Source organism: Microbacterium sp. CPCC 204701 (assembly GCF_004010105.1).
In the GTDB taxonomy this organism is placed as follows: domain Bacteria; phylum Actinomycetota; class Actinomycetes; order Actinomycetales; family Microbacteriaceae; genus Microbacterium.
This window is the reverse complement of the sequence record NZ_RRYE01000126.1, coordinates 1-7,799: the sequence shown is the minus strand read 5'-3', so window position 1 is coordinate 7,799 and position 7,799 is coordinate 1. Positions and strand designations below refer to the sequence as shown.

Sequence of the window (7,799 nt, the reverse complement as noted above, 5' to 3'; positions counted from 1 at the left end):
CGACGGCGCTCTCGTGCGCGTTCGCGTGCGGCGCCTGCGTGGCCGGATCCTCGTCACCGCACGGATGCCTCAGCACCATGCCGCCGATCGAGTCGACGTCCGCGTCTCCGCACGCGGTCACGGCCGCGCCGCGCTTGTTCCGATGCGCCGCGTCGGGCGATGGCGCACCGCCCGGCTCAGCCGCGACGGGTCGGCCGCGCTCGGGGACGGCGACATCCGCACGCGGTTTCTGGTGCATCGCGACCACGACGTCGTCGAGGTCGATCCGGGCCTGCGGCATCCCGACAACCGCTCGGTGGCGCGCCGCCTCGCTGACCGGCTGCGCTCCAGCGCCTGACCGGCGAAGGCGGCACCTTCGGCTGTCCGGCCGCCTGCGCTCCGCAACCGGTCGCGGGTGGTCGTACCCCGCCGAACGCGACGCTCGCGCCGACGCGGTCAGGGAAGACGGCTGACAGCGAGCGCAGGTGTCCGATTGCGAGACAGCGAGACGGTCACCGACGCTGAGTTCGTCGTGGGCGGCCGGCGACGAGCGCAGCGAGCCCGGCGCCGAGCAGCAGGAGCGCCACGACCGCCCCGAACCCGGGTTCCACGCCGGTGCCCGCGAGCCGGGACTCGGAATCCACGGGATCGGATGGCTTCACGGGTGCCGCCGCCACGGCGAAGTGGACCGCGGCCGACCGGGTGCCGCCGAGGGCATCGATCACGGTCAACTCGATCGGCTGGCTGCTCGTGCGCACCGGGGTGCCGGAGATGATCCCGGCGTCGGCGTCGAGCGCGAGTCCGTCCGGCAGACCCTCGACCGCCCATCGGTACGGACCGAACCCGCCTTCGGCGACAACCCGAGCCTTGTAGCTCCGGGTCGCGGTAGCCGGCGGGAGCTCGTCCGTCACGATCGCGACCGCAGGATGCACGCTCAGGACGAGCTGCGCGGTCGCCGTGCCGAACGGACTGGTGGCGATCGCGGTGATGGTCGTCGTCGTGACTGCCGCCGTCGTCACGGCCGCCGTCGTCGCAGCGACGAACGTGGTCGGAGCGAGTGCGGCCTGGCTGTTCTCGGGTGGTGTACCGGAGAGCACGCCGCGCTCCTCGTCGAAGGTCAGCCAGTCGGGCAGGCCCGTCAGGTCGATCGTCGGAGTCGGGACGCCTGCGACCGGCAGCCGCGCCTCGAACGGCACCCCGACCTCCGCATCCAGCTCGGTGTCGAGGTCGCCGAATCCCGGGACGCTGGCCCACAGGATCGTCGCCGACGCGAGGTCTGAGGCGCCGTCCGCCGCGACCGTGTAGGTGACCTCACCGTCGACCTCCGACGAGACGCTCACGGTCGCGACCCCGTTCGCATCGGTCGTCGTGCGATGGTCGCCCGGAGACACGATGACCTCGACGTTCGGCATGGGTTCGTCGAGCTCGTCACGGACCGTGATCGAGAGCGGGATGAGAGTGCCGGCGAGCGCGGAGGTCGGCGGCGGATCGACGGTTGCGCTCGTGGCGACCGGAAAGCGGATGGGGGTCACGGAACTCGAGGTCTCGGCGAAGCGATCGTCGCCGAGATACTCCACCACGACGCTGTTCACGAACCGCAGACGCAAGTCGTGCAAGATCGCCGTGCCCGTCGCGTCGAGCGGTGCCGGGTCTCCGAGCGGTGAGCCTTGCTCCCCCTCACGGAACTGCACGTACCCGGTCGGCACGCCCCAGATGGTCGGCGGCGCCGTGACGCTCGCGGTGAGCGTCACCGGGACGTCCGGGTCGGGGTAGGTCGACCCGGAGGTGAACGACACGACGGCCGGAGCCTTCGCAACCGTGAGCGAGACGGCGCCGCTCGAGATCTTGAAATTCGCGTCGCCGTGGTAGACGGCGCTGAGCTGAGCGTCGACCCCTGGCGTCAGCCCGAGGAACGGAACGGGGATCGCGCGTGCCCACGCGACGTTCAGTCCCCCTGACCCGACGCAGTTCATGTTCGGGGGTCCCTCGAAGCACGGCGGCATGTAGAACCCGCCGCCGACGGTCACCGGTGCGCCGACCGGGATGCCGTTGAGATAGAACTGCACGGCGCCGGTGGGCTCAGTGCAGTCGATGACGCTCATCGGGGCACACTGAACCCCCTGCTCGAAGGCAGGGGTCAGCTTGGCCCAGACCTTCGTGGTGGTCTCACCTGTTGCCACCGGCCCCGCAGGCCAGGTCACCGGATCGATCGTCGGCCAATACGCCACATCGAGGGTCGTGGTCTGCACCGCGAGCACGGGATAGCGCTCGGTGGTCGTCTCGCCTTCCGCATCGGTGACGTCGAGCTGGACCTCGACGGGGCCCGCGTAGTTCGAGGTCAACCGCACCGACGCGCCGTCGTAGCTCTGCCCGCCCACCGTCCACCGGTACTCGAACGGCTCTGAGCCGAACGTCGCCGTCGTACTGGCCGAGACGACGAACGGTTCGCCGGCGAACACACGGTCGGGGACGATCGCATTCACTGCGGGGCCGGCGGCGTCGTGGGCGACGATCCGCGCCGAGGCCTTGGTGCCGTCGGGTTCGAGGTACGAGATGGTGTCGGTGAGGCAGACGTTGGCCATGGTCGTGTCGGAGCTCTCAGGTGTGATCTCCGTGCAGCCCGTGACATCCGGGCTCTCCAGCGACGAGATCGCGAACTTGGGCCGACCGTCGACGACGATCCGCTCGGCGACGCGACCCTGGCCGTCCCAGTCGACATAGTAAAGCCGCAGAGTCTGCAGGCTCGCACCGGGGATCGCGGGCCCCGACCGGTTCCCCGCCAAGAGCCCGTCGTACTTGGTCGTGACGAACCAGCCGTTCCCCGACGGCCGCACGGCTTCGTTCAGAGTGGCGTTCGGCCAATCGCTGTCGATCGGATTCATGAGATAGACCCGGTCTTCGAATCCTCCGCTGACCGCGTCGTCGGCGCCTGCACGAGTGATGTAGAGGCGGGGGTCGGTGTCGGTCGGCGCGGGCGGTGCCGGGGCGTTGGCGCAGGGGAACGCCGAGTATCCGTCGGCGCCGGTCACCGGCCGGCAGTCGTAGTCGACGTCGATCTGCGTCGTCGAGATGAAGGTCGTGAGCAGCACCCCCGGCCCGGAGTCCTCGGCGAGGATGGAGGCGAGATTCGGCACCTCGTCCTTCGCATCTTCAAGCCAATCCTGCAGCTTGACCGGGATCTGGCTGTGCTCGTAGATCGTCCACGACTCCAGGGCGATCGTGAGGATCGCCGTGATGACCGTGCCGACCACGAAGGCCCCCGCCCCTGCCCTGACGACGCCGGCCGACGCCCGCGCGGTGGTCCCTGCGGCCTCGGTGACGACCTGCGGAATGCTCACGGCCCCCTTCACGAGTTTGATGAAGGCGCGGGCGGTGTGCGGGAACACCTTCGTGAACAGAGTCCCCGACTCCGCTGCCACGGGCACCGCGAGATATGCGCGCGCTGCCGCCGTTCCGGCGGCGGTCGCCGCCAGCGTGGCGGCCACGCCGATCCCGACCGAGGCGTCCATCGCGAGGTTCGGGAAGACCGGGTCGTCGAACAGTTCCTGCTGCGAGAGGTAGCGCCCCCACTGCTGGAACTGCTCGGCCGTCGGCCACGGCACCGGGCAGCCCGTGGGGCCGTGAAGGCACGCGACCGTCGTTCCCTGGGAGTCGTGGCACTGCGGCAGCATGGTCGCGTTGTAGACGCCGCCGAACGCCCCGCTGCCCTTCTCGAACACCTTCGGCGGGTGGAAGTTGCAGTAGCCGCCGCCACTCCCATTGTCGGGCTGGGGGTCGAGCGAGATGGTGTCGAGGGTGAGGCCCGACCATTGCAGATACAGGTCGACCGCTTCCTGGGCCTGGTCGACGAGTTGATCCTGGTACACCTCTTGGAACCACCGGTACACGAGCTTCTCGTCGTCGGTCCGTTCGTTGGCGGGCGTCTTGATGATCGCCAAGAGGTTCAGGAAGGCCTGCGCACGCACGGCGTCGCGCCCCCATGCGCGCACGGCATCCCAGTCGGACTCCGGTAGCGAATGGGTCTCGATCACCTCGGCGATCGCCCGGTTCTCGAAATCCTCGATCGCACGGTAGTACTCCGCGGGCACATCCCGGATGACACCGTTCAGGCTGTTCCCGATGATCGGCGGCACCCCGGCGCCGGGTTGCGAGGGAAGCGCGATCGCCGTACCCGCCGCGAGACTGATGGTTCCCAGCACGAGGGTGAACACCGCGATGACTGCGGTGAGAGGGCGCTTCGTTCTCACCTGTTCAGGCAAGCTCACGCCCCTTCCGGAGGGCATCGGGCGATTGCCCTATCTTCTCCCCACCCGACGGATCGCGACCGATCGCCGCCGCCAGACCCGGCTCGCCCGTTCCGGCCCTCGATGCCACGGATCGCACGAGAATGCGACAGCCTTCACCGTCGGCTGCCGCCATGGCTTAGGGTCATCTACAAGGTCGTGTTCGTGCCTGACGGAGGATGCAGCATCCCCCGTCTCGCTGGTGCGGCGAGTCTGCCTGGGGGCATCGTGAAGCTGGCCGGTCGGAAGCGCGAGCTCGATCGACTCGTGTGCCTGATTGCGGACATACCGACGGGGGTCATCCACGTCACCGGCTCACCTGGCGTGGGCAAGAGCGCGCTGCTCGGGACTGCCCTCCCCGTTCTGGCGACGAGAGAGCCTGCCGTGTGGCATGTGGATCTGCGCGGCGCCGACCGCGGAGCGCCCCTTGTCGATGAGATCGCCCGCGCCCTCGGCCTTTGGCCGACGCTCGATGACACTCAGCGCGCGTCCGGTGCGCTGGCCGGCGTCGTCGCGGCATCCCGCGTCGTGCTGGCCGCCGACCACGTCGACGGCCTCGATGACAGCGCTTCCGAGCTGAGAGAAGTCCTGGCTTGCTGCCCACGACTCGTCGTGGTGCTGGTCTCACGACGGGCTGCCGATCCGGATGGCGACAGGGGATTGGAGGTCGCTCCGCTGGAGGTTCCTTCGGAGGACACATCCCCGACTGCGATGCTCGACGCCGCCAGCGTGCGCCTGTTCATCCAGCGGGCACAGAGCATCGGCGCCCACCTCGTACTGGACGCTGACGGCGTCGCTGCGATCGGCGAGATCTGCCGCCTGACCGGAGGCCTGCCGCTCGCGATCGAACTCGCCGCAGCGCGGGCGCGTCTCCTGTCGCTCGAGAAGCTCGCGCATGAGCTCGGCTCGCGCCCGGGCGAACCGGCAGACCTGGACCTCTTGGAGGGCGCGGGTGCAGGAATCCGTGAGAACCTGCGGGTGACGCGCGACCTGCTGACGCCCGCCCAGGACCGGCTTCTGGTGCACCTCGCCACGTTCCACGGCAGATTTCCTCTGGGCGCGGCGACAGCCATCGTGCCCGCACCTCTGGGCGAGGTGCTCGACAGCCTCGGGCGACTGATCGATCTGCGGCTCGTCGAAGTCCACCAAGGGCGCCCTGAGCCGACGCTTGCGCTGCTGCCGATCGTGCGATCGTTCGTCCACGAGTTCGCCGAGGGCATGCCGGAGCCGGTGCTGCCGGACTACCTCCGGCAGCTCGCCGAGGAGGCATCGGCTGCGCGCGCGCGGCTCACACCCTCTGACGCCGTGGACCGAGTACGCGTGCTGCGCCGCGACTACGCGATCGAGTTGCGGCGCCTCGCCTCGCTGGACGCGGCGGATGCGTGTTCGCTCGCCGTCCAGGTGGCCTCCTCGCTCGAAGGCTTCGAGGAGGACGCGACGATCGGCGAGATCCTCGAGACCGCCCTGGCTGTGGGTGCAGTTGACCGGCTCGAAGACGAGACGCGGGCGGCCGCGTGGGTGTGGTCAGCGCGGATGCTCGCGCTGTCGCCCGACGGCGTGCAGCACAGCGAGCTGATCGCACACCGTTGGGCGCGCGGGACTGCACTCATAGACCCGGAGGCGAACCCCCTCCTCGCGCTGCAGGCACGGATGATCGCCGTACAGAACGGCACGACGACAGGCGATTTCGAACTGTCGGCCCGTGCCGCAACGGAGGGCCTGCGGATCGCCCGTTCAGCCGCACTGCCCGCCTGGGCGGCCCGCCTCGAACTGTCGTTGGCAGGTGCCGTCCACCACACGCAGGGTCCGGAGGCCGCCGTCGCTCTGGCGCGAGCGTCGCTGGACCGCGCCCAACGCATCGGCGACGCGTCATCCATCGCGTGGGCGATCACCGTGCTGAACACTCTTCCCGCCGCGCAGACGCGCCAGGCACCGATGATCCCGGACCTTGAAGACGCGGTTTCACTGGCCGACAGACTCGGCGACCCCGTACTTCTCTCCTTCGTCTATGCGGCGATGACGATGCAGGAGCAACGCGCGGGCCGCACGGGGTCCGCGGCCCACTGGTGCGCGCGCCGGCTCGAGCTCGCGCGCCGCCGTGGCTGGTGGACCCTCAGCGGGATGTCGCTCATCCACACGGTGCTCATCGCCGATTCGTTCCGGAGTGACCCCGATGCAGACGTCGTGGCCGCGCGACTGATGGGTGTCATCCGCCTCGACGTCGACAGGCTCCTGCGCTCGATGGCCCCGTCGACACGCGCGCTCTTCGGAGACGCGGTGACGGGCGTGCACGCCCGACTGGGCGACCTCCGCTACGCCAGCGCGGTCGCCGAAGGCGGCATGCTCTCGACCGCCGGAGCCGCAACCGTGGCGACGGAGTGGCTCCACCGCCACGCTGTCGAGGCTGTCGCGGCCGCGCCTCATGCGAGTGGGCTGAGCGCCCGGGAGCGCGAGGTCCTGCAACTGCTGGCAACGGGTCTGACCAACAAGGAGATCGCGCAACGTCTCCACCTGTCGGTGAAGACCGTCATGCACCACTCGGTCTCGATCTACCGCAAGCTCGCTGTTCGCGGGCGGGCCGAGGCGACCGCAGCCGCATATCGCAATGGGCTCATCACCCTGGATGCGGCCGAGACCGGTGGCTCCGCATCAACGTCGCTGAGGTCCCCGATCAGTCGAGCAGCAGCGCCGGCTCCTCGAGGATCGACGCGACGTCGGCGATGAAGCGCGACATCCCGTCGCCATCGATCACACGGTGGTCGAACGACCCCGCCACCGTCGTCACCCAGCGGGGGCGCACCTCGCCTTCGACGACCCAGGGCTTCTGACGGATGGTGCCGAGCGCGACGATGCCCGACTCGCCGGGGTTGATGATGGGCGTGCCGGCGTCCATCCCGAACACGCCGATGTTCGTGATCGTGATGGTGCCGCCCTGCTGGTCGGCGGGGGTCGTGCGTCCCTCGCGCGCCGTCAGCGTGAGCTTCTCGAGAGAGCGCGCGAGATCGCGCATCGACAGGTCCTGCGCGTCCTTGATGTTCGGAACCAGCAGGCCCCGCGGCGTCGCCGCGGCGATGCCCAGGTTGACGTAGCGGCGCACGCGGATCTCTGCTCCGCCCTCGGCATCCACCCACGCGGCGTTCACCATCGGCGTGCGGCGCACCGCCCAGATGACCGCCCGCGCCATGATCAGCAGCGGCGAGACTTTGATGTCGGCGAAGTCGGGCGACGCCTTGAGTCGCTTGACGAGCTCCATCGTGCGGGTCGCGTCGACGTCGGTCCACACCGACACGTGCGGGGCGGAGTAGGCCGACTGCACCATCGCGGACGACGTGGCCTTGCGCACGCCCTTGACCGCGATGGTCTCCTCGCGGCCCTCGGCGTCCGGCGCCGGGTGCGCCGGGGCGACGGCGGGGCGCGTGGCCGTCTCGCGGGCGGGGACCGGAATCGTCTCCTCGCGGACGTCGCCCCACGCGGGCGTCTCGATGTTGCGGAACACGCTCGCCTGCGATGCGTGCCGCATGACGTCGTCGCGCGTCA

The 7,799-nt window shown here is 69.8% G+C and carries 4 protein-coding genes; 2 read left to right on the top strand and 2 right to left on the bottom strand.

Features of this window, described 5'->3' with window-relative positions; all coding sequences use genetic code 11:
- A partial coding sequence (locus EIO58_RS09340) for a hypothetical protein (protein ID WP_205789195.1) occupies positions 1-337 on the top strand: 337 nt, incomplete at its 5' end.
- Between the two features lie 154 nt (positions 338-491).
- Here the strand turns inward: EIO58_RS09340 and EIO58_RS09335 are convergent.
- Positions 492-4,226, bottom strand: a complete 3,735-nt coding sequence (locus EIO58_RS09335; RefSeq protein ID WP_127819307.1) for a putative Ig domain-containing protein — start codon at positions 4,224-4,226, stop codon at positions 492-494.
- A gap of 264 nt (positions 4,227-4,490) precedes the next feature.
- On the opposite strand from EIO58_RS09335, the gene EIO58_RS19515 reads away from it, so the two are divergent.
- Entirely contained in the window at positions 4,491-6,986 is a 2,496-nt protein-coding gene (locus tag EIO58_RS19515; RefSeq protein ID WP_274543207.1) for a LuxR C-terminal-related transcriptional regulator, read from the top strand.
- On the opposite strand, the gene EIO58_RS09325 is transcribed toward EIO58_RS19515, so the two are convergent.
- Positions 6,934-7,799, bottom strand: an 866-nt coding sequence (locus tag EIO58_RS09325; RefSeq protein ID WP_164861605.1) for a dihydrolipoamide acetyltransferase family protein, incomplete at its 5' end; no start/stop codon positions are given. The genes EIO58_RS19515 and EIO58_RS09325 overlap by 53 nt on opposite strands.